This window comes from Planococcus halotolerans, assembly GCF_003289955.1.
Taxonomy (GTDB): Bacteria; Bacillota; Bacilli; order Bacillales_A; family Planococcaceae; genus Planococcus; species Planococcus halotolerans.
Genome location: NZ_QLZR01000010.1, coordinates 55324 through 78658, shown reverse-complemented (window position 1 = coordinate 78658; position 23335 = coordinate 55324). Strand labels below are relative to the sequence as shown.

At 41.6% G+C, this 23335-nt stretch carries 21 protein-coding genes; 8 read left to right on the top strand and 13 right to left on the bottom strand.

Features of this window, described 5'->3' with window-relative positions:
• Positions 1 to 481: 481 nt before the first annotated feature.
• Positions 482 to 1888, bottom strand: a complete 1407-nt coding sequence (locus DP120_RS17400) for a competence protein CoiA family protein (RefSeq protein ID WP_165843833.1) — start codon at positions 1886 to 1888, stop codon at positions 482 to 484.
• A gap of 609 nt (positions 1889 to 2497) precedes the next feature.
• Between DP120_RS17400 and DP120_RS17395 the strand changes: the two genes are divergently transcribed.
• The 4 genes from DP120_RS17395 (at position 2498) to DP120_RS17380 (ending at position 8419) form a co-directional block, all read left to right on the top strand.
• Complete coding sequence (locus DP120_RS17395; RefSeq protein WP_112224902.1) at positions 2498 to 7204, top strand: DEAD/DEAH box helicase; 4707 nt, start codon at positions 2498 to 2500, stop codon at positions 7202 to 7204.
• A gap of 239 nt (positions 7205 to 7443) precedes the next feature.
• Positions 7444 to 7656 carry a type II toxin-antitoxin system RelB family antitoxin gene (gene relB / locus DP120_RS17390; protein ID WP_101802387.1) on the top strand — a complete coding sequence of 71 codons (213 nt, stop codon included), beginning with the start codon at positions 7444 to 7446 and terminating at the stop codon, positions 7654 to 7656.
• Between the two features lie 6 nt (positions 7657 to 7662).
• On the top strand, positions 7663 to 7926 hold the full coding sequence (locus DP120_RS17385) for a type II toxin-antitoxin system RelE family toxin (protein ID WP_112224901.1): 264 nt from the start codon (positions 7663 to 7665) through the stop codon (positions 7924 to 7926).
• Between the two features lie 214 nt (positions 7927 to 8140).
• Complete coding sequence (locus tag DP120_RS17380) at positions 8141 to 8419, top strand: AbrB/MazE/SpoVT family DNA-binding domain-containing protein (RefSeq protein WP_112224900.1); 279 nt, start codon at positions 8141 to 8143, stop codon at positions 8417 to 8419.
• A 205-nt stretch (positions 8420 to 8624) separates the two neighbouring features.
• Here the strand turns inward: DP120_RS17380 and DP120_RS17375 are convergent, their stop codons facing one another.
• From DP120_RS17375 to DP120_RS17325, 11 genes are all read right to left on the bottom strand, one after another.
• Positions 8625 to 8876: an AbrB/MazE/SpoVT family DNA-binding domain-containing protein gene (locus DP120_RS17375; protein WP_112224899.1), complete on the bottom strand. Its 252-nt coding sequence runs from the start codon at positions 8874 to 8876 to the stop codon at positions 8625 to 8627.
• Positions 8877 to 8879: 3 nt separating this feature from the next.
• Complete coding sequence (locus tag DP120_RS17370) at positions 8880 to 10439, bottom strand: hypothetical protein (protein ID WP_112224898.1); 1560 nt, start codon at positions 10437 to 10439, stop codon at positions 8880 to 8882.
• Positions 10440 to 10466: 27 nt separating this feature from the next.
• Positions 10467 to 11213, bottom strand: coding sequence for a hypothetical protein (locus DP120_RS17365; protein ID WP_112224897.1), 747 nt, complete (start codon positions 11211 to 11213; stop codon positions 10467 to 10469).
• Between the two features lie 13 nt (positions 11214 to 11226).
• Complete coding sequence (locus DP120_RS17360) at positions 11227 to 12252, bottom strand: conjugal transfer protein TrbL family protein (protein WP_112224896.1); 1026 nt, start codon at positions 12250 to 12252, stop codon at positions 11227 to 11229.
• A complete protein-coding gene (locus tag DP120_RS17355; RefSeq protein WP_133257411.1) occupies positions 12249 to 12503 on the bottom strand; it encodes a hypothetical protein in 255 nt (84 codons plus the stop codon). Before DP120_RS17355 ends, DP120_RS17360 begins: the two co-directional genes overlap by 4 nt.
• 20 nt (positions 12504 to 12523) lie before the next feature.
• Positions 12524 to 13075 carry a hypothetical protein gene (locus DP120_RS17350; RefSeq protein WP_112224894.1) on the bottom strand — a complete coding sequence of 184 codons (552 nt, stop codon included), beginning with the start codon at positions 13073 to 13075 and terminating at the stop codon, positions 12524 to 12526.
• A 16-nt stretch (positions 13076 to 13091) separates the two neighbouring features.
• Complete coding sequence (locus DP120_RS17345) at positions 13092 to 14171, bottom strand: peptidoglycan DD-metalloendopeptidase family protein (RefSeq protein ID WP_112224893.1); 1080 nt, start codon at positions 14169 to 14171, stop codon at positions 13092 to 13094.
• A 14-nt stretch (positions 14172 to 14185) separates the two neighbouring features.
• On the bottom strand, positions 14186 to 16060 hold the full coding sequence (locus tag DP120_RS17340) for a VirB4 family type IV secretion system protein (RefSeq protein ID WP_112224892.1): 1875 nt from the start codon (positions 16058 to 16060) through the stop codon (positions 14186 to 14188).
• Positions 16061 to 16072: 12 nt separating this feature from the next.
• The gene (locus tag DP120_RS17335; protein ID WP_240612029.1) at positions 16073 to 17113 is read right to left on the bottom strand and encodes a TrsD; all 1041 of its coding nucleotides are present in this window, start codon (positions 17111 to 17113) and stop codon (positions 16073 to 16075) included.
• 15 nt (positions 17114 to 17128) lie between these two features.
• Positions 17129 to 17353 (bottom strand): hypothetical protein, encoded by a 225-nt coding sequence (locus tag DP120_RS17330; RefSeq protein WP_112224891.1) that lies wholly within the window; start codon positions 17351 to 17353, stop codon positions 17129 to 17131.
• Positions 17354 to 17575: 222 nt separating this feature from the next.
• Positions 17576 to 18538, bottom strand: coding sequence for a replication initiator protein A (locus tag DP120_RS17325; protein WP_112224890.1), 963 nt, complete (start codon positions 18536 to 18538; stop codon positions 17576 to 17578).
• A 291-nt stretch (positions 18539 to 18829) separates the two neighbouring features.
• On the opposite strand from DP120_RS17325, the gene DP120_RS17320 reads away from it, so the two are divergent.
• Positions 18830 to 19135 carry a helix-turn-helix domain-containing protein gene (locus DP120_RS17320; RefSeq protein WP_112224889.1) on the top strand — a complete coding sequence of 102 codons (306 nt, stop codon included), beginning with the start codon at positions 18830 to 18832 and terminating at the stop codon, positions 19133 to 19135.
• A gap of 141 nt (positions 19136 to 19276) precedes the next feature.
• Here the strand turns inward: DP120_RS17320 and DP120_RS17315 are convergent, their stop codons facing one another.
• Complete coding sequence (locus DP120_RS17315; protein WP_165843831.1) at positions 19277 to 20647, bottom strand: primase C-terminal domain-containing protein; 1371 nt, start codon at positions 20645 to 20647, stop codon at positions 19277 to 19279.
• Between the two features lie 1076 nt (positions 20648 to 21723).
• Between DP120_RS17315 and DP120_RS17310 the strand changes: the two genes are divergently transcribed.
• The 3 genes from DP120_RS17310 (at position 21724) to DP120_RS18555 (ending at position 23325) form a co-directional block, all read left to right on the top strand.
• Positions 21724 to 22533: a ParA family protein gene (locus DP120_RS17310; protein WP_112224887.1), complete on the top strand. Its 810-nt coding sequence runs from the start codon at positions 21724 to 21726 to the stop codon at positions 22531 to 22533.
• Positions 22526 to 22990 carry a hypothetical protein gene (locus DP120_RS17305; RefSeq protein ID WP_112224886.1) on the top strand — a complete coding sequence of 155 codons (465 nt, stop codon included), beginning with the start codon at positions 22526 to 22528 and terminating at the stop codon, positions 22988 to 22990. The genes DP120_RS17310 and DP120_RS17305 overlap by 8 nt, the downstream gene beginning before the upstream one ends.
• A 158-nt stretch (positions 22991 to 23148) precedes the next feature.
• Complete coding sequence (locus DP120_RS18555) at positions 23149 to 23325, top strand: hypothetical protein (RefSeq protein ID WP_165843830.1); 177 nt, start codon at positions 23149 to 23151, stop codon at positions 23323 to 23325.
• The last annotated feature ends 10 nt before the right edge of the window (positions 23326 to 23335 follow it).

Here is a 23335-nt window from a genome sequence, read left to right as displayed (position 1 = left end):
TTTCTCTATATTTCTTCTCTAAATCAGTCTTTCTTAACGTTCCTGATAGATTGATTTTGAAATAGTTAAAAGACATAAACAAAAGAGGCAAAGAAGAAGATCGGAACTTCTTCTCTGCCTCTTATAAATTATCGTTTTTGATAGGATTAACCTTCTTCTTTTTGACAATATGAGCTAGAACTTAAAATTCAAATCAATATACTTCTTCCTTACAATTCACACAATAACCATGTTCATTTGTTATTGGAACCGGACAACCGCATTCGCAAGTCTTCAATTGTTTTTTTGATTGATCTAAAGGAACAAATCTATTCCCACAATACTTACATTTGGTCATATAGCTGTTATTTTCTTTACTGCACTTAGAACATTTCATTTAGTATTCTCCTATTCCTCCATCATAAGGAAACCGCATCATGTTATTCCTATAAATTTTTAATTAGTAGTGGCTTCAAATGCTTTTTCAATTTCGTCTTTGTTATTAGATGATTCTCCATTTGTTTTTTTCTAACCGCGCTCCGATATGCTTTTTAGCTCGCTTTTCCATCTTAAATAACAAATTTAGAATAAAAGGTTTGCCGACTTCTTCCTGATAAAGAATATTATGGGTTAATGCTTCTTCAATGGCATTTTTCGTACTGCTTTTAATTCCCATAATCCGCAAGAAATACTGGCTCGCTTCTTCTAAGGAAACTGGGTTCTTGAATTGATCTCTCCAAATATCCTGATCAATCGCTCCAATTCTCTTAAGGTAACGATTTTGTAAGTAATGTGGTATTTGCTTTCCTTCTATTCTAAAATCAACTTCCTTTTCCCACTCTTTTTCCGTCATGAAGTAGTCATCGTAGATGAGTATCAATGAATGAAACATCATCCCCAGATAAACAGGATTAGCTGCAAATTCAATTTCTTTGCGTTGTCTTTGCTTCAGCCGCTCTTCCCATCTGGTTGTATAGAGACCGGTGACAATCATCGGCATGTCTTCCTCTTTCGAGTTCGCCGGCCGATGATTCCAAAAGACGTCCAATTTTATATTCTCCAGTTCTAAAGGAATCAGGTGATGTAAGTACTCTGGAATAGACAAATACATTTCATTATTAACGTGATAATACGTCTTATTGAGTTTATTGGCATAAACCATTTTTTCTACCGAAAAAGTTAATGCCATCCCTCCGGAATATTCAGTCTTTCCTCGTTCTTCGACTTTGAGATAGTCCTCTAAAACATATGGTTCACCCCATTTGTTAAAACAGAGCTCGCTGAGTTGGCATTGATAAGCACTACTCTTCATAAAAGAGTTTTGGCTTAATTGTTCCAATTCCCTATAAATAGATACTTGCTCCGAAATAGGATCAAAAGTGATGAGCGATTCCGTTTGGTGAAAATCCTTAAACCTCAGTTCTTGAGCTGCGTTTAATAGGTTCACGGTCACTAAAGTATCACTTCGCACCAAGTTTTCGCCTGCAATCCAGATGTCTTTGATGTTCTGGCTTCTGTAAAGGGCCCTTCTTCTCTGGATATCTTGGATGGAAATATTGGATCGCTGGTACTCAATCACCCATTTTTCACCCGTTTTGAATTGAAGGAAGATATCGGCAATCTGCTTAGTTTCCGGGATAAAGTGTTCGATATCAATGATTTCCAACTTGCTTGCGAATACGTCCTTGAAGTAATTGAACAGCTTGATCTTTCCTGCGTTATGCTCTTCACTCTCCCCAAACCCATAGGTACAATCCTTTTTGCTTTTGTGTTTGAAATGCGGAATTTTTTTCGTCGGAATCGCCCAATGAAGCCCTACAGGTTCTTTGCATTGCGGACAGACAAAGTCATTTTTCTGGAGGTTATGTTTTAGATATTCCCTGCTCTCTTTCCACTCTTTTTCAATCAAATTTATCTGTCGACTTCTTAAAAGGGCTTTTTGCATTTTCTAATACCACCTTATTTCTGCATTATATTTACTTACTTAATGTGTCGTGGAAATGCTCACTAGATAGCCACCTTCGAAATACAGGTAATTAAAGTTTGGATAGACCCATTGCTCCCTGATTCCTGCCGCGGTTTCAGTGCGATGAATCGTCTGTGGTTCTCACCACGAAGTAAAAGACTTCACTTGCTTGTATTCTTCTTCTATTCTTACAGCTTCTTCATTTGAAACTTGTGTACTCTCTGATTGAATTTTATCTATTAAATTGTTACACCCTGTCAAAAAAACCACTATTGCAATTCAAAACCAAAACATCTTTCTAATAGTTATCCACTTCCTATGAATCTTTAGAATAAACTTACCTTATTATTAATTATTTTACAATATACTCCATTTCCCAATTCTAAATTACTAGTATGATAAGAAGTTAAGTTTGTAACTGTCTCTTAAAGTATCAGATTGAGGAACATCACTTACTTCTTCTAATTTCCAAATTCCTCTTCCTTTTTTAAAGGTTATACTTATACTTAGAATAGCTATTTTTTTATTTCGTCTTAATATAGGAGGGTTAAAATGAGTACTGATGTTACAGCTCGTAAAGGTATACGTTCTTTCATCGAACTACTTAAAGAAATTGATGTAATTCCACATACACAACGTGATAGAGGAACTTTATTTGAGTTACTGGTGGCTGCTTACTTTGAAAACGAGCCTATGTATGCTCGTTTATTTGATAGAGTCTGGAAATTGAGTGATGTTCCAGCTGAATATAAAATCCCTAAGAAAGATACGGGAGTAGATCTAGTAGCAAGAAAACACGAAACAGGTGAATTAGTCGCTATCCAATGTAAATTTTATTCAGAAGATACAATAATTCAGAAACTACATATCGATTCTTTTTTAAATGAAGTTGGAAAGCAATATTATGCGGAAGGGATTGTTATAACCACAACTGATAAGTGGAGTGCAAATGCAGATGATGCTTTGAAATTCAGAGATAAAACAATTGCCCGTATCTCTTTGGCTGATTTGAGAGAAAGCAAAATTGATTGGTCTTCATTTTCTTTTAGCAATCCAAAAGCTGTACAACTCCAAGAAAAGAAAACACCACGTTCTCACCAGATTCCAGCTATTGATGCAGTAATGGAAGGATTCAAGGCTGCAGACCGGGGAAAACTGATAATGGCACCAGGTACGGGGAAAACTTACACTTCAATGGCGATTGCAGAAAAAATGGCTATGGAGAAAAAAGGTGTTTTTCGAGTATTATATCTAGTTCCTAGCATTCAACTTCTTTCTCAAACATTAAGAAGCTGGACTGCAGATACGAACTACAATATGGATGCTATAGCGGTGTGTTCAGATAGAAAAGTTACCAAAGCAGATAGCAATAATGAATTAGAGGATATTGCAGCAGCAGATTTGGGTTACCCCGCCACGACCAATCAAGAGAAGTTACTATTCTATAAGGAACAGATTGAAAGCAGTGATTCGCCAGGAAATTTCTTAACCGTCTTTTCGACGTATCAATCCATTGACGTTGTGAGTGAAGCACAAAAGAACGGATTCTATGAATTTGATTTGGTTATTTGTGATGAAGCTCATCGCACAACTGGTGCGACTGAAAGCGGAAAAGAAGCATCTGCCTTTACCAAAGTTCACAGTGACAATAACATTAAAACGGCCAGAAGATTATACCAAACTGCAACACCACGCGTGTATGGAGAAGATGCAAGGAAGAAAGCTGAAGAAATGTCGGTACTGATTGCTGACATGAGCGATTCATCAACCTATGGTGAGGAATTTTATCGTATTGGTTTTGGAGATGCAATTCGGAAAGACATTCTGACCGACTACAAAGTAATGGTTCTTGCTGTAGATGAGGAAGTTATTGCTCGTCGATTCCAACAATTATTGGCTCGAGAATCTGAATTGGAATTTGATGATGTAACAAAAATCATCGGCTGCTGGAACGGTTTAGTTAAACGAAAAAGTAATTCGGATGAAACCTTGGGTGCTCCTATGAAGCGTGCAATTGCATTTACTGGGACAATCAAAGATTCTAAATTGATTACGAATATGTTTTCAACTGTTGTAGATGAATATATTAATGAAGTTAGTGATCAAACAGACCAATTTTCAGTTGAAATAGATCATGCGGATGGTTCTATGAACGCCCTTCAAAAAAACGAAAAAATTTCTTGGCTAAAGTCTGAAGTTCCAGATCAAACATGCCGAATCCTATCAAATGCTCGTTTCTTAACAGAGGGCGTCGATGTTCCAGATTTAGATGCTGTAATGTTCTTAAAACCGCGTAAATCAAAAATTGATATAGCCCAAGCAGTTGGACGAGTTATGCGTAAAGTTGAAGGAAAGGATTATGGTTATGTAATCCTCCCCATAGGAATTCCAGCTGGTCTAGATCCTAATACAGTTTTAGATAATCACGAAAAATACCGTGTTGTTTGGGAAGTCCTTAATGCGCTACGTTCATTGGACGAACGTTTTGATGCCACAATCAATCAACTTGAATTAAACAAAAAGAAACCAGGACAAATTCAAGTCATTGGAGTTGGTGATGCACCCGAAGATGGTCTAGTAATCCCTAAATCTGAAACTGAACAATTATCCTTCTCTTTAACAGAGGAAGACTGGTCCGATTTGGAGCGTGCAATTTACGGGAAAATTGTAAGAAAAGTTGGTAATGTACGCTATTGGGAGGATTGGTCTAGAGACGTTGCTGAAATTGCTCGGCAACATATGATTCGTATTCGTATCATGGTAGAAGATAAAACTACTATAGAATATATGGAATTCCAGAAATTCGTAACTAGCTTACGTCATAATATCAACGATTCCATTTCAGATGAGCAAGCAATTGAAATGTTAGCCCAACATTTAATTACAAAACCAGTCTTTGAAGCTCTATTTGAGTCATATAGTTTTGTACATAACAACCCTGTGTCAAAGTCTATGGATTCAATCTTAAAAATATTAGATGAACAAGGACTTGTTAAAGAGCAAGAAAAACTTGAAGGTTTTTATGAAAGTGTTCGTATTCGGGCTCAAGGTATTGATAACTTAAAAGCAAAACAAGATATTATAATTCAGTTGTACGACAAATTCTTTAAAGTCGGTTTTAAAGAAACGACGGAACGACTTGGTATAGTATTTACCCCTGTGGAGGTCGTTGATTTTATAATTCACTCAGTGGACAATATATTGCAAAGACATTTCAGTAAATCTTTAGCTAGTGAAGGAGTACATGTCCTAGATCCCTTCACAGGAACCGGTACTTTCATAACACGTTTATTACAAAGTGGTTTAATTTCAAAAGAAGATTTATTAAGGAAGTACACTCAAGAAATTCATGCGAATGAAATTGTTTTATTAAGTTATTATATTGCAGCTATTAATATTGAAGAAACTTTTCATAGCTTGTATGAAGGAGAGTATGTGCCGTTTGAGGGAATCGTACTCACAGATACTTTCGAAAGTACAGAAACAAAAGATTCTTTTATAAGCGAACTATTTGATGAAAATAATAAGCGTTTGAAGAAACAACAAGAGAATCCAATTTTTGCTATACTAGGAAACCCACCTTATTCTGCTGGTGCAAAAAGTGATAACGATAATCAAACTAATATTTCTTATCCGATTTTAGATGATACAATCGAGAAGACATATGCTAAATATACAAAAGCAAAAATGAAAAAAAGTCTTTACGATTCGTATATAAGGGCTTTTAGATGGGCTTCTGATCGTATTGCAGACAAAGGTGTTATTGGTTTTGTATCCAATGGATCTTTTATCGATGGTCAAACAACTGACGGATTACGTAAATCTTGGTATGAGGAATTTAATTATATCTATGTATTTAATTTACGAGGAGATCAGCGAACAATCGGCGAAAAATCCCGACAAGAAGGTGGGAAAATTTTCGGTTCAGGTAGTAGAACTCCCATTGCGATCACTATACTAGTTAAGGATGGTTCCGATGATCATAAAGTTTTATATCACGATATTGGAGATTATTTAAGTAGAGAACAAAAATTAGATGTTTTAAAAACATCACAATCAATCAATGCAATTGATTGGACTACTATAATTCCTGATGCAAATAATGATTGGATTAATCAACGTGATGAAAACTATGGAACATTTATCCCGCTTTACGACAAAGAGAACTCTATTTTCAAAACGAAACTTACGGGAATTAACACTTCAAGAGATTCTTGGTGTTACGGTTTTTCTAAGGAAAAAGTTAATAAAAACATTGAGTATATGGTTGAAAACTATAACTTTGAAGTCACTCGCTTGGCGAAATTCAAGAACATTCAAGAAAAAGAGAAGAATATTAATTTATCACCTAACTTTGTTAACTGGAGTAGAAGTTTAAGAGCAAAATTATTAAAATCCCAAAAAATCGAACTGCATGGAAAACTGGTGTTAAGTAGATATCGCCCATTTGTTAAAAAATGGCTTTATTATGATAAAAACATAGTAGAAATGCCAGGACAATTCAATAAATTTTTAGGTGAAGAAAACTTATTAATATTGATTCCGGGTCCAGGTGGAAATAAAAAGTTCAGCCCTTTGATTTCAGATTCCTATGCAGATTTTGCATCTCTTGGATTCGCATCAAAAGTGCAATGTTACTTCAAAAACAATTACGAGAATAAAGATAGTTTACTATTGGATGGGGATAATAGTAATTTCACTGAATTTGCATTAAAGTATTTTTCACTGTCAGAAGAAGAATTATTTTATTATATATATGCATTATTCCATTCAAAAGAATATATAACAAAATATGATTCTGATTTAAAGAAATCTACACCTCAGATCCCTAATTTAAAAAACAAATTTGAATTTGTCGAAATCGGTCGTAAATTAGCTGATTTACATTTAAACTATGAAGCTGTTCCCCCATATAAAGGCGTTAAGATTCAAGGAAAGTCTAATCCGTCGTATAAAGTTGTCAAAATGAAAAATCCAAAAAAAGGTGTTACTGATACGATTGTTTTTAATGAGGATATAACAATCTTAAATATCCCTGAAAAAGCTTATGAGTATGTAATAAATGGTCGGTCAGCTATCGATTGGATTATTGATCAATACCGAGTAAAAGTAGACAAGAGTTCTGGTATTACTGATAATCCAAATGAATACTCTGAAGATGAAAAATACATTTTTAATCTATTACTTTCAGTAATAAATGTTTCTGTTCAAACTGTTGATATAGTAAATAGCATACCTCCTTTGGAATTTGAAAACTAAAAGAGGAAGAATAACTTAAAACTACCACCTCTAAGAGTTGATACAATAGACAAAAGCGAACCTTAACAGGTTCGCTTTTGTCTTTAAAATAGTTAAAATAATCCTCTATTATTTTCAATAACTTACTCGTATGCACAGAACCTCTAAATTCTTTATACAAAGAGATTCGGAACCTATCATTTTACAAACATTGAAATTTGTAATACAATGTATTACAAAGAACTGAAGGAGGTTTTACCATGGCCACCATTTCTTTGCGCGTGGATGATCGCGACAGCAAACTCATCCGCGACTACGCCAAACTGAAAAACACATCCGTTTCGGACTTGATGCGGAATGCCATCATCGAGAAGATTGAAGACGAACTGGATGTAGAAAACTTCGACCGGGTCCTTGCCACTATGGAAAAAACTCATTCCTTGGATGACGTTAAAAAAGAATTGGGTTTATAACCGACGATGTATGCTGTTCATTTCTCAGATGTCGCGTTGAAGAAATTAAAAAAGATGGACCGGTACCAAGCCTCTCTCCTGATTGGCTGGATCGAAAAGAACTTGCAGGATACCGACGATCCACGAACACAAGGCAAGGCATTGGTTGCGAATCACAAAGGCAAATGGCGTTACCGTGTCGGTGATTACCGTATCCTGGCATTAATCGAAGATGAAAAAATCATTATTACCATTATCGATGTTGGACACCGAAAAGATATTTACGAATAAGCAAACAGGTGCAGCCCCTTGAAGAGCGTGCACCTGTTTTTTCGTATTCTAAAGTGAGCATTTGACTGGAATGACCGTCGTGGAAATCTTTTAATCAATCGATTTCTCCTCTGACTAAAATCTCTTCCAAGCGGTTAATAAATTGAACGCGTTGCTTCACGAATGGGTAGAATGAGTAAGAGTATGATGATTACAGAAATGAAGGAGTCTTATGATGAAAAGTACCGGTATTGTGAGGAAAGTTGATCAGTTAGGCCGCATTGTCACGCCAATCGAGTTGAGAAGATCCCTGGGCGTTTCGGTGGGTGATCCGATGGAAATTTTTCTTGAAGACGATAAAATCATTCTCAAAAAATACGAGACCGATCGCACTTGTGCCATAACTGGAGAAATCCTGAACGAAAATGTTGAATCCACTTACGTGAAAGGCCTGTATTTAAGTCCAAGAGGGGCTGAGATTCTGCTGAAGGAACTGCAGAGCCATACACAATAATATGGGTTCACATACTTCCGAGAGGATGGATGAAAAATGAATGAAAACCAATTTTTTGAGGAATTGATTCTTAGCTTAGAACAAGCCATTGAAAATGCTACGGACAAGCCAGCAACATCAAAATCTTAGTTTCACCAAACTATTTTCAAAGAAATTAATTCATTAGAAAAAGACTGCCGGGTTTAGATGCCTGACAGTCTTTTCGTTATTCACTACCCATATATTTGACGATTTCAGTCATGCCCTCTTTGCTGATCCAGGCTTCGCCAATCCGGATTGCTTCGCTCGTCACCTTACCGGTCACGGCACAAACATAGCGCTGCTTATGCGGCTCGATGATAATCTGTCGTTCGTTATGCATAATATCGACGGAATCGCCTTCTTTTAACTGAAAGATTTCGAGGATCTCTTTCGGAATCACAATCCGGCCCAGTCGATTGATTCGTTTGGTGTGCACAGCTCAACCCCCTTTAATCACTTCTATACCCTTTTCCAGTTCTGTAATCTGCTGATCAATCTCTTTCATGCGCTCTTTTGCTTCCTTGATTTTCTTTTCATCGGTATCGGTATCAATCAGCTTTTGCTTTTCTGCCTTTTCGGTCTTTAAGGCTTCCAGTTCATTTTGCTGTTTCTCAGCTTCCAGCAGCCAGTCCAATGCTTCCTCATTCTCCGGCGCCTTTTCATTTATAAAGGCTTTGGCCGTCTGTAAATCACCGGTTTGGATAAACGCAGAAACAATGGTTGGAATCCGTTCGTCCGTCAATTCAACTTGGTTGCGCAGATCAATCACGGTTTGCCATTCTTCACTGGCTGCAGCCAGTTCAAATGCCACTTCCGGACTCGTTCCCTCGAGGGAGGCTTCAAGAGCCTGCAATTCGTCAACCTTGTCTTCTTCCATCAACTTGGCCGCAACTTCACTGGTCAGTTCCGGATCGGCTTCAATCGCCTTGTTGTAGTTCCCATTTTCCATATACAAGGTCGCCAGGACTTCTTTATCTTTTTCTTTCAAGGAATCCTGACCGATTGCTTCAAGTGCTTCGATTACGGCCATATCGTCCCCGAGAAGTCCTTGCCGGTAAACTTCTTCTAAGCTTATTTCTTCGCTCACTTCCGTTTTCCCTGCATCGGTGGCCTGTGCATTTTCATTGGCATTCGTCAAAACGATATTCAGCAATACCGCCACTGCCAATATGCCGGCTGTGCCAAGCAGGAACCGTTTATTGCTGTCTGTGGCAGCCACGCTTTTCTTTGGCTGCTTCCCTTCACTTTTGGCTAGCGAAAGCTGCGGTGTTGTTTTTACAGCGGATTCTTTTCTGCCTTTTATCAGATTGACTAATGAAAACGAAAACCGGCCTTTATCAGCTTCTTGCTGGGCCAGTTCTTCTGCTTCCAGCCGTTTTCGTTCGTTCACTTCTTCCTGGATGCCCAGTAGGTAGGATTCTATTTCATCCAATGTCTTGAGACGCAGGAAAATGGTTTCCGCAAACCGGATCACGTCTTCGCTTTGCTCAAAAAAATCGCTTCTTCTTGGCCGGCCCAGTACGCGGTTCAGACTGGTCAGTGAAATGATGATCAGTTCCTTCACCGCATCCTCCCGGCTTTTTGGGTTCTGCAGTTGCAATTCCTCGTTTTCGATAACGGCCGCTTTCACCAATTTCTCTTCCGGATCGATGACGAAGTTCTCTTTTTGCCACAGTACCGTAACGCTGGAATCCTTGGCTATCCGGACGAGCGAAAGGTAATAGGGCAGCTTGTCTTCGAAATAGAGGGATTTCAAGTGATCAAACGCCTTGAAACCGGTCAAATCGTATTCAAACTGCACTTGGCCGGACTGAAATGTGAGGTCTTTTGCGGTCAGGTAAAAAGGTTGTTCCGTTAACGTGGCCATTCGTTTCTCGTATGCCTGCTGAATCTGGTCCATCTGGTCTGTCTTGAATGTAGAAAGGGGCTGAAGAAAATAGAACGCATTGCCCTCCACTTGAATGGTGCCGACTTTATTGGCAATCGTACGCATCACCATTACCATCACATTCCTTTCTTTCAAAAACTATTGAAGTTCCGGAAATTTCGAAAGCGTTTCTTCCACTTCCTCTTTGTATTCCGCTTGTTCTGCTTCTACTTCACTTTCGGGGACACTCGTCTTAATGGATTCAAATTCTTGATCGTACTCGTCTAAATACAATGTTTGAACCTGCAGATGCGGAATCGAAGTAATAACTAAATCATTGCCTTCCGTTTTTACAAACCGAATTTCGGTTTCTTCTCGTTCTTCGCTAATTTTAGAAACCGTCTCAATATTCTCCACCATCAATTGAGTTATCCCGAAGATATCAGAGTGATATTCCTGGTGGTCTTTAAAATCATAATTTAATTCAAGCACTTTTATTTCTTCGTAAGTGCAATTTCCTAGAGCACATGATTCGCTACTATCAGTTTCAATAGTGATAGGTATAATATTTTCACTTTCATTTCGAGAAATCATGCTATTGGGATACTTATCAAGAAAAGGTTGTACAACGATTTCTTGACCTAGGTTTTGAACTTCTTCAATCAGTCGGTCATTATCTCCAACTTTAATATCTCCATTTTCTATAGAAGTATTAGCTGTAGATTCGAACTCTTCCATTTTTGTTTCTAAAAACTCTATCATTTCTTCTGCTTTTTCAATATCTTCTTCAGTAAAAACATCCTCTTCTTTCGACTCTGATTCGCTTGCTGTTCCTCCGTCTGAACCACATGCCCCAAGAATCGTTATAGACATAAGTAAAAAGCTACTTAGCATCCACTTTTTCATTTGACCACTCCTATTATCGTTTCGCATAACGCGCCACGTATTTAACCGATGACCCCACCGCTTTTGCAGATCCGGTTGAAGCTCCGAACTGACTCAACAAGGTTGGTATGGACAAGCCAACTATAAAGAAAACCATTCCGATAATCATATTTCCGCTTTCAAGACTGACCAATGTCTTAATCCCCAACACAAAACAAAGAAGCTGAATGGTAAGTGTAAGGATATTACTCACAACCGTTTTTAACCAGAGATTAAAAAAGTTGTATTGATCATTCACGATGGTTGGAACTGCCAGTACTCCGGTTATATATAGGATAACAAAGAGGACTGTACGATACAGAATGGATAAGAAAAAGACAAACAAAATAGCCGATACCACTATCATCAAGATCAATCCATAACCGACAGAATTCACAGCCATCACTTGCATGACATCGTAATGGGTAACAGGAGAAGTGAGCATCGCTTCCGTCAGTAAATGGGTTAACTCTAAAATCCAGTCAAAAAATTGAGCGTAGACTCCGAGCAGAATTCCTCCTGCGATAACTGCAACCAACTTATCGTATAGTGAGTTCATGCCCTCTTCCCCGTTTCCGCTATACAGAATGATAATCTTAAGCGTTTGCCATAAGATAAAAATCGCTGCAATGGTCCATGCCAGGGATTTAAAGTTCAACATATACCCCTCATATATAGGGTTTCCCGTAATGAAATCAGGATCCAACTGGAACTTACTAAAACTATCAATCGCTCCAAAGACGAACCCGCTTACAGTGGTAAAGAGAAAGCTGTTTGTGTGACAACCGATTTCATGCCACTTGCAGTCAAATTGGTTTGTCTCATAATTGTATTTTTCTAAGTAAAGTACATTCTTCATATAGGACTCTGTATTCTTAATATCCTGCTCTTTCACACCTTCAGTCTTACTATATTCTTGTATCGTTTCTTCCATGAAATTCCCTTCTTCAGCAAACACAAAAACAGGAGATAAACTTATGAGCAGGAAAAACAAAACCAAAGCTCCCTTCCAGCGCTTCATCCCATCACCCCCCGGTTCATCAGTGTCAATAACAGCACCAACACCGGCACCGCCAATAAAAACGCATACCGGACAACGACGCCCTTCTTGATTTCAATTCGTTCCTTCTCGCTCAAGGGTTTGCCGTACAACAGCTCGTATTTCCGTTCCTCCTGTTCAATGGCATTTCGGGACAGGCGATCAATCAATCGATCCATCTTTTTTTGGACCGCTTGCTGGAAGGCAGCCACCCGTTTCAGTTTTCCATTCATGTCTGCACATCCTTTCCGCGTCATCCGTTCGAGATGGCCTCCGTGACTTCTTCACCGGATGCCAGCGGTTGCAGTTCATGGGCATCCACTTTCCATTCCCCGTCTTCTTCAATCCACGTGATTCGAGAGGTCAGGTACAACAAGGGTTGATCTCCCGGATACGCCAGTTCGCCGTCCACACCCGTCAAAGCGACTTTGTAGATGGCATAGATCTGGTACGCTTTCTCTTTTTGCTGAACGGAGATATTGAAGATTTCAAAATCCTCCATCTGGCTCCGGCTGCCGTCGTGCAGGTGATGGTCCTCATCCAGCTCAGCTTCCGTTTTTTCCGTCAAGTCCACTGAAAAATAGTCGATGGCGCCGCCTTCCAGCGTGGCCTGCAGGAAGTCTTCCGTCCGGGAATAAATGGCCTGTTCCTGGGACTGCACCGTCTTCAGCCGTTCCACTTCTTTTGCCAGCTGTTCATTTTCCGTTCGTTCATCCTTCAAGCTCAGGTATTGGTTAAAGCTGATGAGGCCGAGCACCAGCACCGCCAGTACCAGCAGGATGGTCCGTAAATCCAATTTCGCCATACGTCTCCCCTCTTTCCTATTCTTCCGGTTCCCCTTCCAAATACGGCATCGGGTTGACCCGTGTGCCGAACAGCGAACCGGTATGGATCTCAAAATGCAGATGGTCCCCGGTCGATCGGCCGGTGGTGCCGCACTCGCCCACCGGTTCGAGCTGGCTGACTTCCTGTCCGACTGCTACGTCAATCTGACTGAGGTGGGCATACAGGCTGAAGAGCTTGTTTTCGTGTTCAATGACGACGACATTGCCATAGGTATTCAATCCGCTTTGGGTCGGGTATTCGGCAAACACCACGCGCCCTTCTTTTGCTGCGTAGATCAGGTCCGGTTCGCTGCAGGCAAAGTCGACCCCTGCGTGATTGGAAATCGCCCCCGTAAACGGATCAATCCGGACGCCGTAATTGGAATTCACGGTCACATTCGGCACGGGTTGGGCGAATTCGCCGGTCGAGGTGGTGCAGTTCATCGTTAATCCACCTAACGAGCTAACAACTTTGGTGACGTTCGGAACCCAGTGAGCGTTCAGGTTCGTCGGATCGTTACCAGCTCCTATCGGTGCATAGACGGAACCTAAGTCGGCGATGGTCACCAGTCCGTCCTGAATGATCCGGTTGTGAAGGGTCAGGCCCATCGAGGCAATCCCTGCTTCCAGCGAATCGAAGACCATCAATCCATCGGCCCCCATCAAGCCGCCGGGGTTGTTCTTGTCCACGACCGCAGAGGACGTGCCGCGTGCTGTTTCGTGCAGCGCGATGGCTGCCATCAAGACGGGATCGATCCCCCGTTCCTCGGCCACTTCCTGGAACACATCGCCCATCCCGCTGAAAACGCCGGCAGAAGCGAGCTGTTCATCCCAAAGGGCTTCGTTCAGTTCGCCGTCCGGCGCACAATACGCACCGCCTGCAGCGCCGGAGAGCGCGCTGAGATTGCTGTCGGGGTCTTCCAGATTGAAGTTCTCGCCTTTACTGGCCATCGACATGAAAACGGGCAGGACAATCAACAGAAGGACGATGCCAACCGCCACCAGTCCCAGCGGACTGAAGAGGATTTTCGTCAGCAGTATGGATCCTATCGTTTTGACCGTTTCTTTCGGATTCATGCCCTCATCCCTTTTCAAATCGTGATATCGTTGATGCTCTTCTGCTCAAACCACAGCTTCTCGGTCACTTCGTTCAGCTGCACTTCCAGTTTGATTTTCTTGGAACCGGTGTAGAAGATCCCCTTGCCGGCCTGTTCCTTTTTCTTGCCGTCCTTCAAGATCAGCGTGGACCGTTCCTCTTTCGAGAAGGAATTGCCCAGCTCTTCTTCCAGGTATTTCAGTTCTTCCTCGCTCATCGGCAAATACAGCCGCTGCACCGATTGGGTGATGATCGCTTTTCCGTAATTCCGGTTTTCATCCCGGGCCGACAGGAAATCCTCCACCGACTGGGAAGCCGTCGTAATGCCGCAGTTAAACGAGCGCAGCACTTTCATCATGAAATAAATGAACTCCATCGCTTTCGGCACTTTCGGATCGGCAATGACGTGCGCTTCGTCTATGAAGATTTCGCTCGGTTCCCGGTCGCCACTCATGATTTCGTAGGTCGTGTGCGAAAGAATGTTATAGAAAAGGATCCGCTGAATTTTTTCGTTGTTGCTCATCTCTTTCAGGTCATAACAGATCAAATCGTTGTCGATATTGACGTTTGTCGCCCCGTTAAAGAGTTCCGAATAGATGCCGTAGACGTACGTTTCGAGTGTCGTGTGAAAGTCGCGTATGCGCTCGTATAACGGCGGATCCTCCTTTTTGTCGCGTTCGATCATGTTGTACAGGTCTTCCAGAACCGGATAATCGGCCGCGGTCAGCCTGTTGACATCCGTTGTCTCATCAATCCCTTTTTCTTCGTACACTTTCTGGATGTACCGGCTGAGTATGTCTTCCTGCAGCTCATTCATCGAGTTGTACATCAGCTTGAACATGACGAGCAGGTTCGATATTTTCGTGAGCAAAATGTTGCCGAGCTCTTTTTCCTCCAGCTGGATCTTCTCGCTGATTTTCGGCAGGTCCATCGGGTTGATGCGGTTTCCGCCTTTCAGCTGGAACTTGACCCATGCGCCGCCGAGGTCTTTGTAGTTCCGGCCGAATTCCCCTTTCGGATCCACCGTGATGATTTTCCGGCCAAGCATGTGCTTGTTCGTCATGTTGGCAAACAGATATGTCGATTTGCCGATCCCGGAAATCCCGATGACGAATTCATGCCGGTTCAGCAGTGTCGTATCGTCCACGATGACCACATTTCCGGTGGTCATGTTGCGTCCCTTGATCAAACCGGTCTGCGAGAACATTTCGTTTTCATGAAACGGGAAGAAATACGAAATCGCTTCGGAGTTGGTCATCTTATACGTCAGTTCTTCCACTTTGTTGTCATTGAGGGGAAGGAACGAACGGAACGCATCGACGGCCCGGTCGGTCGGATTGTGGATAATGCCGATTTTCGAGAACTTGCTTTTAACAGTCGTTGTCAGCTGATCCAGTTCGTCCATCGAACTCGCCACCAGATGAATCAACGTATGGAACAAATAAATCTTGTCGTTCCGGTAGGACAGGTTCCGCAGCATCTCCGACGCACTTTCAATCTGGCCTTCGGATTCGATGATCGTCTGTTCATCGGCGAACCGGGTATTCATTTTCATCCGGTTCTGCTTGATGCTTTTGACGAGCTGCGTCCGCACCTCGCCCATATTGTATTCCTGCAGGTAATTAACGATTGAGACGTTTTCCGGAATTTCCGTCACTTGCTGAATCTTGTTCTGGTCCTGAATCGGATCGTAATCGACGATGAGCAACGTCCGGGTATAGTTGGAGCCGATCCGCACGGCCGAGTCGTATTCCGTCAGGTTATCCGGTGCAATCGCCGTCAGCAGCGTTTCGTTCATGCCGCTGATGGTTTCTTCGAATGTCGTCTCTTCTTTCGGTTTGGAGCGAAACAGATTGGTCACCCACTGCATCTCGCCACCTCCTTATTCAAATCGGTCATTCAGTAAGGTCTTGTACTGATCCACCAGCGCTTTGGCCGTATTCTTGCCGACCACCACATCCAGCTTGGAATTGGTCTTCTGCACGATGTTTTCGCCCTGCGCCTGTGCATTGTCGAAATCGATGCAGGCGTAATAGAATTTCAGCAGTTCATCGTTCTCCAAAATATTCACATCCAGTTTTTCATAACCCGACAGCATCTGTTCGAGCTTCGCTTTCAGGATATTCGCTGTGGTTTCCAGCTTCATGTAATCCTTCGCGGAATCCGTCATCGGCTTTGAAATCACCAGGTAGCGTTTCCGCGTCACCATGTTCTTCGACTTCTGGATCCGCTCGATCTGGTTGGAATAGCCCTGTTTCAGGACTCGTTTGGCGTAAGAGGTGTTCTGGTCCACTTCTTCGTTAAACCACATGAGGTAATTCGTCAGGTTGATGGGCTGCGCGACCTGCATGAGCTGGATCTGCTTCTCCCCCGTATCGTTGATGAACGACTGATAGGCCGATAACACATTCTCTTTGGCCAGTTCGTTCATGAGCGACAGATTGACGGAGGAGATTTCCAGCACCTTGATCAGTTTCCGGTCGGACGATTCCAGACAGCCATTCGCAATATTGGCCAGTCCGAGTTCGGTCCGGGTGTCGCCTTGTTTCCGGCTCATCGACAGTGCCCCTTTCGCGTAGTGAAAATTCTTTTTCCGGTGTTTCGCCCGTAGCTTCCAGATGACCTTGTACTGCAGAAGCGACAAATTCTTCCGGATCGGATGCTTGTTCAGCTGAAACACCGTGACAATCATTGCCGGCACGAATGTCACCAGTAATAGCTGCTGATTCAAGTACCCGGCCTTGAAAAGCAAATACGAAATCGCTGCGCCCAGCAACAGGAATGGCAGCACAATGAAAACATCCTGAAACGAGATATTGCCGTACAAATACTTTTTCGTATCGATATTGAGGGGAAGTTCCACCTTCCCGCGTTCACGCAAGCGCTCCTGGCGCTCCATGTACGAATCCGAACGCATCGCCATCACACACTTTCTGTCTTACAGATTCGTCTGAATGTAATCGATGACCGGTTTGGCCAACAGGAACAACACCACGCCGAGCACACACAGCTTCAGGCCGTTCTTGAATTTCGGGGATGATTGTTCGTCCCCTGCCCATACGCCAATCGCGCAGATCAACAGGCCAATCATGAAAATGGTGATGAAGGTCGTTTGCATGTCCGTAAACAATGTATTGAGAAAAGCACCTATGCGATCAAACACGTTTCCACCCCCTTTTCGATTCATTTGACTTCACCTTACTATTTTTGCCTTATTTCTGGCAAGTCATAACCAACAATTTCCTCTGGTTCTTTTTTCCTTTTTTACAAACGCTTGATAAACTTTATAAGGACGCTATATTACTTAACTCCTACTGCATTTATCTTGATTTCAAATAGTTGGAAATCAATATTTTTTAACCTATATCATAATAAAAAGCGGAAGTCATTGTGACTTCCGCTTTTGCAGGCGTTCGAGTAATCGTTGTTTTTCGGCTTCGAAATCGTTTAGAGTTGAACTCACTTCTTGTTGTTTTGCTTGTTGCTGCTGCTGTTCGGCTTGTCGCTGTTCCTTGAGCCACTCCGGGATGATTTCTTTCCGCACCGGTTCTGGTTCACGGGCGTTTTGCTGATTCAGCCATTTTCGTTTGTCTTCCACCGCTTTTGTCAGCCGGGCCGTGATGCTGATGATGCGTCCCGGTGTCCGTTCCAGTGAATACTGCAGGGCATCTGCATATTGGTAATCCGTCAATATCCCTTGGTGGGCTTTGTAGTGGTTGAGGATATCTATAACCTTTATTTCGTCATCCATCAATCGCTTTTGATTTTTATCAAGTACTTCCACCAACACACTTGGCAGATCCGATTCATTTCGGGATAGATGGATACTCTTTTCAGTATCACTCGAATCAGTATCGCTAAGTTCAGTATCATTAGTGTTAAAATTTTTAACTTCTTGAGGTAAAAAATTTTGACTTCTTGAAGTAAAAGATTTTAACTTCTGTTGGGGCACAAGGGTTTCAGCGTCTTCCGAAGGCTGTTTCAGTTCGTCCAAATCGGAAAAGTCAGCCACCGGTTTCAACAGATACAACCGGTTCGACTGGGAAAGCCCCATCCGTTTCTCCTCTAGCAATTCCGCTTTGTGCAGTTCCTTTTTGATCTTGATGACCGTGGGTTTACTGCAGTTCAGAATATCCCCAAGCTCCTGGTTCCCGTAAAGAAAATAGATATTCCCCTCCACGTCAAACCACCTGTTCCGGATAGACAGTTCAAGCCGATCCTGCAGGATCGCAAAAGCGATTTTCGCATCGTTGCTCAGTTTTTTGTACTGCTCGTTCGTAAAGAACACTTTCGGTAACCGGTAAAATCGCTCGGCTGCCTCTTCCTGTACATTGTATTTTCTGCTCATAACAAAACGCCCCTTCCAAGAATTCTCTGATCGAACGGAAGAGAAATTCCAAAGGCGCGTTCCATAAAAGCCGATTTCCTCAGCTTCTATTCAAAAAGACCTGGATTATGCTATAATCAGGATAAGAACGATTCCTTTGAAATTTCTCTACGCGGAAACTCTGTTATTGACGGTCGCCAAACTACCAATAACAGGGTTTGTAGAGATTTTTTAATATATATCTTAATTTTATGGAATCAGTATAACACGAAACAATCAAAACAGACACGGCTATCTGAAAGGATTCGAGCTATGACCTCCCATTATGAACCCAATATTTACGAAAAAATCGGTGGAGCCTTGAAATCCATACGCCTTGAAAAGAAAATGACCTTAAAAGATATCGAAGCCATCAGCGACCTGGCCGGACCCACGATTTCCAATATCGAACGTGGAAAACAAAACGTTTCAATCGGCTGGATCATTCATTATTGCAACGCACTTCAAATCAACCCAACGGACGTTTTTCTGCGCGCCTTCAAAGACGACTTTCAAACCCAGCAGCTCAATAAAATGTATGAACGCTTCGGTCCTTACGAAACCGATGAAACTGAATAATCCCGTCCCAAGTATCTTTTCACTGAAAAGGTGCTTTTTTTATTCCCCAAAACAAGATAAAAGAGATGGATGGATACACAATCGATAAGCAGGGGAAAAAACGAACCCCTGTATACAGATATGTATTGGCAGACTGGACAATTAACTGGAATTGAAATTTTTACCATTTATGGTGGCAGCATAAGGGCCTGCCACATGGCGTTCCACTTGGTAGTCCAGTTCTCGCAGAACAAGCTGATTGGCTGGCTCAGTTGCAAAGAGCCGGATTGCTTCGATGTACACCGTGCGGTGTTGCTGCTGGCAACTGAGCGCACACTGAAGAAGCATCGCAATCGAGGTCAATCCTGTCTGCGCTGCCCGGCCTTTTCCTTTTCGTTTGACCAAGATGTGTTTGGATTTCCGGATGACTTCATTGAACGTACTGCGGGGAATCCCGATCTCTTCGCACAAAGCTGTCTGCGTGGACCATTTGATGGGCTGATCGATGCTCGCGGCTTTTTCGATAAAGGCGAGCACATCTTCTTCCCATTCGCTGTAATGACTGCGGACGCGGTCTTCCCGGTCTTTCTTGTGCTTGTACCAGCCGCCCATCGGATTGTGGATCGCGATTTCCTTGCCGGTGCCCCATGCTTCCAACAGCTGCTGGATGTATTCCTTATGCGCGCCCTTGAACCGGCCTTTATAGGCGCTCTTGACGATTTTCCGAACTTCGCTGTGCCGTATAGGCACAGCCAGGGACGAGTTGTATTCATCCAGAAGATCGAGCGTTTCATCCTGCCCCTTTCCGGCACTGTAGCAAGCCAGAGCAAGTGTGAACATCAGGTTGTCCCGGCCGATCTGCCCTTCGCCCCCTTTTACGTGACGCGTGGCCAAGAGTTCCTGAAACCATTCGGACTGCGTTGGATCCAGCGCTTCTTTTTGGGAAGGCAGCACAAAAAGCCCCCTGCCCCGATCATCGTCCTGGCGTTTGGACCATGCGATCAAGCTGCCGAAGTCGTAGACCATTTCTTCAGAGAACCAGCGCACGTTGTCTTCGTTCGGAATCCGAAAAAAACCGAAGTCATTGCAGGAGATATCGACTCCCTGCAAAACTCCGGCGAGGCTGCGTTTGATGTTCTCTGAGATGCGTTTGGCCACTTTCAGTCCGCGGAAGTCGTTCTGGTTGCTGATGAAGAGAGGTTTCTCAAGAACAAAATAGGCTTGAAAGCCTTTTGGTGACTCCAGAACAAGCGTTGGGATGCCGATACTGTGATCCAGTGCAGCCGTCAGGATTTCCGTATACGACTGCTTTTTCGTGTCGATATCCACCACAAAGGTATTGATTTGCTGTAGGTTGCTTTCTTCATGTCCCTTGACGAACCGCCTGGTTTTATCCGAATACCTTAAGTAGTTCAGTACATTAGGATTCCAGTGAGAAAGTTCAAGACAATCCTCCAAGAGGGTTTCCTTTGAGGTAATCACATACCCTTTGACACCGAACGGTGTCGCTAGATCTTCCTTGGCTCGGGTCACACAGATGGCACCTTTCTTATGTTTTTGAAAATTTTTTTTATCTTTTACGACTTTGGGGAAAGCTGCCTTTGAGTTTTTTGTCTTATATGTATTAATACCTTCGTGAAGCACCAGATCAAATATATTACTCATATTTACCACAAAGCATCCCCTCCCCGTCTTATGCCAACTCTTCTAAGTTCTCTATATTCTTTAAGCTAAAGCATGGGGAATGCTGTGTAAATAGCGGTAAATCAAGGTTTTCGAGGTGACAGAAGTAGATATTTCCACTTTTCTACCTGTGCGAGAATGACACTCTTTCTCGCACAGGTAGATATTTCTACTTTTCTACTTTTGTTGGAAGGAAGTTCTTCCTCGCATAAGTAGATATTTCCACTTTTCTACTTTTGTTATTTTAATTCTCTTTCTCGCAGAGGTAGATATTTCTACTTTTCTACTTTTGTTAAAGTCATTATCATTCTCGCATAAGTAGATATTTCCACTTTTCCACCTTTGTTAGAATGAATATATTTCTCGCAAAAGTAGATATTTCTACTTATCTACCTGTGCAATTATAATTTTTGAATTTTAGAATTAAATTATTTACTGAAAGCTGGTTTAACAGCAGAAATCAGTACTCTTATTTTTTATTTAAATAACAAAAGTAGATATTTCTACTTTTGTTAGAATGATTTTCTTTCTCGCAAAAGTAGATATTTCTACTTTTCTACTTTTGTTGGAATGATTTACTTTCTCGCAGAGGTAGATATTTCTACTTTTCTACTTTTGTTAGAATCATTCTCTTTCTCGCAGAAGTAGATATTTCTACTTTTCTACTTTTGTTAGAATCATTCTCTTTCTCGCAAAAGTAGATATTTCCACTTTTCTACTTACGTTAGAATAATTCGCATTCTCGCACAGGTAGATATTTCTACTTTTCTACCTATGTATAGTTAAAAGACCAAATATTACAATTGTGTTACATTTTATTTATTATTCTCACAAACTTCTACTTGTGTTATTATCAGAAATATACAGAAGTAGAAGTTTGTTAGGTAGAAGTTTGTAATTAACAAAAAATTCTAGGAGGAATATTGATGGCAGCCAAAACAATTGTAGTAGGCAACTTTAAAGGCGGCGTTGGAAAAACCAAAGTCTCTGTAATGACCAGTTGGGAATATGCAAATGTACATAAGAAAAAGGTTCTCTTGGTCGATATGGACCCACAAGGGAATGCTAGCACTTTAATTGCCCGTTCCGCAGGGATAGAAGAAATAAACAAAACAATCTTTGATGGTTTCAAAGAGGGGAATCTTCAAGACGTCGTTGTGAAAGTGACAGAACATCTTGATCTTATCCCGGCCGCAGTTTCGTTTAAAAACTTTTCGAAGTTTCTCTATCAAACCTTCCAAAACGATTTGGAACAAATTACTCTTTTAAAAACTTTGCTCGAACCTTTAAAAGCAAATTATGATTATATTTTCATCGATGTACCACCAACCATAAGCGATTACTCTGACAATGCTATGATGGCTTCCGATTATGTTCTAATTATTTTGCAGGCCCAAGAACTTTCCCTTGAAGGTGCAGAAACTTACGTGTCATACCTGCAGTTTATGGCAGATGAATATGAAGCAGACATTCAAGTTCTTGGGGTTTTACCAGTTCTTTTAAGAGCTGGTGGACGTGTGGATCAGAGTACGGTCGAACGAGCAACCGAGCTTTTCGGTGAAGACAATGTCTTCAAAAATGTCATAAAGCATTTAGAGCGCTTAAAAGCGTGGGATATGACAGGGATTAAAAATGAAGATCATCACGACCGTAAAGCACATCAAACGTTCTTAGATGTAGTAGATGAAATTGAAGAAAAACTTGCAAGGTTTGAGGAGGAAAGCGTTCATGTCTGAGAGTTCAAAGAAGGGACCCTTGATTAAGAAGAAGACGAAATCAAGCACTCTTGAAAGACCTAGACCTGTAGTTATTAGCAGTCAAAACGACTTCAAATTCACCAATGAGAAACAAAACTTTTCACAGCCAGCAAACAATCCAGTAGTTAACGAAGAGAAAACTGAACCACGTGCTATATTACCAGAAAAAAAATCGACAATTCCTGTTCCCGAAACAAAAACAAAAGCACCTCGTAAAGTAAAATCCGTAGTGGGAAAAAATAATAACGTAAAGTCAATTAAAGTTCCGCATGACCTGCATATTCAAATTGGCGTACTTGGTAAGTTCATGGATGAAAATAAAACATACGCTATTATTTCTGAACTTGTTGAGTATTATACTAAGAATGAATTGACTGATCGCCAGCAAAAACAGTTTGATTATATGACTGAGTTTTTTAACGAACAGGACGAGTAGTATCGAAATTATATAACTTAACAAACATCTACCTTGCACAGGTAGATATTTCTACTTTAGTTAGGTAGATATTTGCTAAAGTAGAAAGTCAACTTTACTCTTACTTGTTTGGTTAAGCGTGACTTATTTTGTTTCTATAACGAAGTGGGAGGTAGGTTATGGCGTATCTTATCCGATCAACGAATGGTGTAGTTCTGAGTGATGAAGAACAGGAAACTGTTTTCCACACGAAAGAGGAAGCTCAAAACCAACTCGATTTTTTAACGCTGCACACGACAGAAAAGTGGAAGTTGATTCCGCTTGCTGAACACGATCATCCAAACCAAAAGGGCTGAGAATGATTTC

Bases quoted from the DNA above. Each gene is read 5' to 3' on its own strand.
- DP120_RS17395 (WP_112224902.1), top strand. From the start codon at position 2,498: ATGAGTACTGATGTTACAGCTCGTAAAGGTATACGTTCTTTCATCGAA.
- relB (WP_101802387.1), top strand. From the start codon at position 7,444: ATGGCCACCATTTCTTTGCGCGTGGATGATCGCGACAGCAAACTCATC.
- DP120_RS17385 (WP_112224901.1), top strand. From the start codon at position 7,663: ATGTATGCTGTTCATTTCTCAGATGTCGCGTTGAAGAAATTAAAAAAG.
- DP120_RS17380 (WP_112224900.1), top strand. From the start codon at position 8,141: ATGAAAAGTACCGGTATTGTGAGGAAAGTTGATCAGTTAGGCCGCATT.
- DP120_RS17370 (WP_112224898.1), bottom strand. From the start codon at position 10,439: ATGGTGATGCGTACGATTGCCAATAAAGTCGGCACCATTCAAGTGGAG.
- DP120_RS17365 (WP_112224897.1), bottom strand. From the start codon at position 11,213: ATGAAAAAGTGGATGCTAAGTAGCTTTTTACTTATGTCTATAACGATT.
- DP120_RS17360 (WP_112224896.1), bottom strand. From the start codon at position 12,252: ATGAAGCGCTGGAAGGGAGCTTTGGTTTTGTTTTTCCTGCTCATAAGT.
- DP120_RS17355 (WP_133257411.1), bottom strand. From the start codon at position 12,503: ATGAATGGAAAACTGAAACGGGTGGCTGCCTTCCAGCAAGCGGTCCAA.
- DP120_RS17350 (WP_112224894.1), bottom strand. From the start codon at position 13,075: ATGGCGAAATTGGATTTACGGACCATCCTGCTGGTACTGGCGGTGCTG.
- DP120_RS17345 (WP_112224893.1), bottom strand. From the start codon at position 14,171: ATGAATCCGAAAGAAACGGTCAAAACGATAGGATCCATACTGCTGACG.
- DP120_RS17340 (WP_112224892.1), bottom strand. From the start codon at position 16,060: ATGCAGTGGGTGACCAATCTGTTTCGCTCCAAACCGAAAGAAGAGACG.
- DP120_RS17335 (WP_240612029.1), bottom strand. From the start codon at position 17,113: ATGGCGATGCGTTCGGATTCGTACATGGAGCGCCAGGAGCGCTTGCGT.
- DP120_RS17325 (WP_112224890.1), bottom strand. From the start codon at position 18,538: ATGAGCAGAAAATACAATGTACAGGAAGAGGCAGCCGAGCGATTTTAC.
- DP120_RS17320 (WP_112224889.1), top strand. From the start codon at position 18,830: ATGACCTCCCATTATGAACCCAATATTTACGAAAAAATCGGTGGAGCC.
- DP120_RS17310 (WP_112224887.1), top strand. From the start codon at position 21,724: ATGGCAGCCAAAACAATTGTAGTAGGCAACTTTAAAGGCGGCGTTGGA.
- DP120_RS17305 (WP_112224886.1), top strand. From the start codon at position 22,526: ATGTCTGAGAGTTCAAAGAAGGGACCCTTGATTAAGAAGAAGACGAAA.
- DP120_RS18555 (WP_165843830.1), top strand. From the start codon at position 23,149: ATGGCGTATCTTATCCGATCAACGAATGGTGTAGTTCTGAGTGATGAA.